Origin of the sequence: Caballeronia sp., assembly GCF_049581465.1 — a bacterium.
Taxonomy (GTDB): Bacteria; Pseudomonadota; Gammaproteobacteria; order Burkholderiales; family Burkholderiaceae; genus Caballeronia.
Genome location: NZ_JBAUSA010000610.1, coordinates 1 through 2,456, shown reverse-complemented (window position 1 = coordinate 2,456; position 2,456 = coordinate 1). Strand labels below are relative to the sequence as shown.

Sequence of the window (2,456 nt, the reverse complement as noted above, 5' to 3'; positions counted from 1 at the left end):
CCGACATGGTTGCACCTGAGCGCGAACGACGACGCCGTCGAAAGCTGGCTCTCGGGGGTGACCGCCGTGCCGGACGTTGCGCGCGCGTTCCTGAACGGCGAGGACAAACGGCCGCGCCTGCACGTGGGCTCGACGTTCCTGTACGGCGTGGTCGCGGACGTGGAGCGCGTCACGGAGACCCCCGAAGCCGATCCGAACGCGCAGGCCGCGCGCCGTGCAACGGGTGCACTGCGCTTTTACGTCGATCAGAACCGCATGGTCACGGTGCGCGCACAGCCGCTCGAGTCCACCGATCGCCTGCGCCACGCGCTGCTGGAAGGCGCGGAGTTCCGTGACACCATCGATCTCTTCGCGGGCCTGATTCGCGCGCTGAACGAGACGTTCGCGGACCGTATCGATGAGATTGCCGACCGGCTGGACGACGTGGAAGAAGACGTGCTCGATGGCCGGCATTCGGCCTGCCGCGCGGCGCTCGGCGACGTGCGCCGCAAGCTGGTGGAGGTCAAGCGTTTCATCGACCCGGAACGCAACGCGCTGACGCAACTCGTGATGCGGCGGCTCGACTGGGCAGAACCGCGATCAATGGAGACATTGATCCAGGCCATTCAGGTGCTGAACGGCCTGGGCACCGGCCTCGAGAACCTGTATGAACGCTCCAAGCTGCTGCAGGACGAGATCGCGGCGGCGCTGTCGGAGGACATCAACCGCAAGCTACTGTGGCTCGCCGTGATGTCCTCCTTGTTGATGCCGGCGACGCTCGTCTCCGGCATTTTCGGCATGAACGTAGCGGGCTTGCCCGGCACGAAGGATAACTATTCATTCGTTATCGTGATGGGCGTGATGGCCGCGTGTGCGGCCTTTATGCTTTACTTCCTGCGCCGTTTCAGGCTCTGGTAATCACTCGGGCTGCGCAGGCGCGAGCACTTCGCGATTGCCGTTCGTGCCCATCGGCGAAACGAGCCCGGCGGCTTCCATCTGTTCGACCAGGCGAGCGGCCCGGTTATAACCGATCCGCAACTGCCGCTGCACCGACGAAATAGAAGCGCGCCGCGTGCGTAACACGAAGGACACGGCTTCGTCGTAGAGCAAATCCGCTTCAGCATCCTGCGTGTCGCCGAACAGGTCCGGCGCGCCCCCTTCGGGCGTGGGACCGGACAAGATCCCTTCCTCGTACTCCGGCTCGCCAAACTGCTTCAGATACTCCACGACGCTATGCACTTCTTCGTCGGCGACAAACGCGCCGTGCACGCGCTGCGGATAACCCGTGCCGGGCGGCAGGAACAGCATGTCGCCCGCGCCCAGCAGCGATTCCGCGCCCATCTGGTCGAGAATCGTGCGCGAATCGATCTTCGACGACACCTGGAACGCCACGCGCGTCGGAATGTTCGCCTTGATCAAGCCCGTGATCACGTCCACCGATGGACGCTGGGTCGCGAGAATCAGGTGAATGCCAGCGGCGCGCGCCTTCTGCGCAAGCCGCGCGATCAATTGCTCGATCTGCTTTCCTGCGACCATCATCAGGTCGGCGAGTTCGTCGATGACGACCACGATCATGGGCAGTTTGGACAGCGGTTCGGGCGCGTCGGGCGTCAGCGAAAACGGGTTCGTCATCTTCTTGCCGGCGACTTCCGCGTTGCGAACCTTCTGGTTGAAGCCTTGCAGATTGCGCACCCCGACCGCCGACATCAGCTTGTAGCGCTTCTCCATTTCCCCGACACACCAGTTCAGCGCGTTCGCGGCGAGCTTCATGTCGGTGACGACAGGCGCGAGCAGATGCGGGATACCTTCATAGACGGAAAGCTCCAGCATCTTCGGGTCGATCATGATCAGGCGCACGTCTTCCGGCTTTGCCTTGTAGAGCAGCGACAGGATCATCGCGTTGATCGCCACCGACTTGCCCGAACCCGTCGTGCCCGCGACCAGCATGTGCGGCGCGCGCGCGAGATCGGTCACGACCGGATTGCCCACGATGTCCTTGCCCATTGCGATCGTGAGGAACGACTTCGAGTCGCGATAAACGTCGGCTTCGAGAATCTCGGAAAGCCGGATCATTTGCCGTTTGGCGTTCGGCAATTCGAGTCCCATGCAGGTCTTGCCGGGAATCGTTTCGACCACGCGTATGGATGTCAGCCCGAGTCCGCGGGACAGGTCCTTCATCAGGCCGACGATCTGGCTGCCGCGCACGCCGAGCGCCGGTTCGACTTCGAAGCGCGTGATGACCGGTCCTGCCGATGCGCCGACCACCGTGACCGGCACCTTGAATTCCTGCAGGCGTTGCTCGATCAGCTGGCCCGTATCGGCGAGGTGCTGCTCCGAAACCGGTTCGACTTCGTCGGACGCCGGTTCGAGGAGATCGAGGCCGGGCAAGTCGACCGCCGATGCGGCGGGTGCGTGGAATTCGAACTCCGTCGCGACGAAACCGCGGATCGGCTGGCGGGAATCTGCTTGCTCCGGCT

General features: G+C 63.6%; 2 protein-coding genes. One reads left to right on the top strand and one right to left on the bottom strand.

Annotated elements, in window-relative coordinates:
- The coding region (locus tag WCA53_RS14865; protein WP_423911543.1) for a transporter at positions 1 to 897 on the top strand (897 nt) is incomplete at its 5' end.
- Here the strand turns inward: WCA53_RS14865 and WCA53_RS14860 are convergent.
- A partial coding sequence (locus tag WCA53_RS14860; RefSeq protein ID WP_423911541.1) for a DNA translocase FtsK occupies positions 898 to 2,456 on the bottom strand: 1,559 nt, incomplete at its 5' end.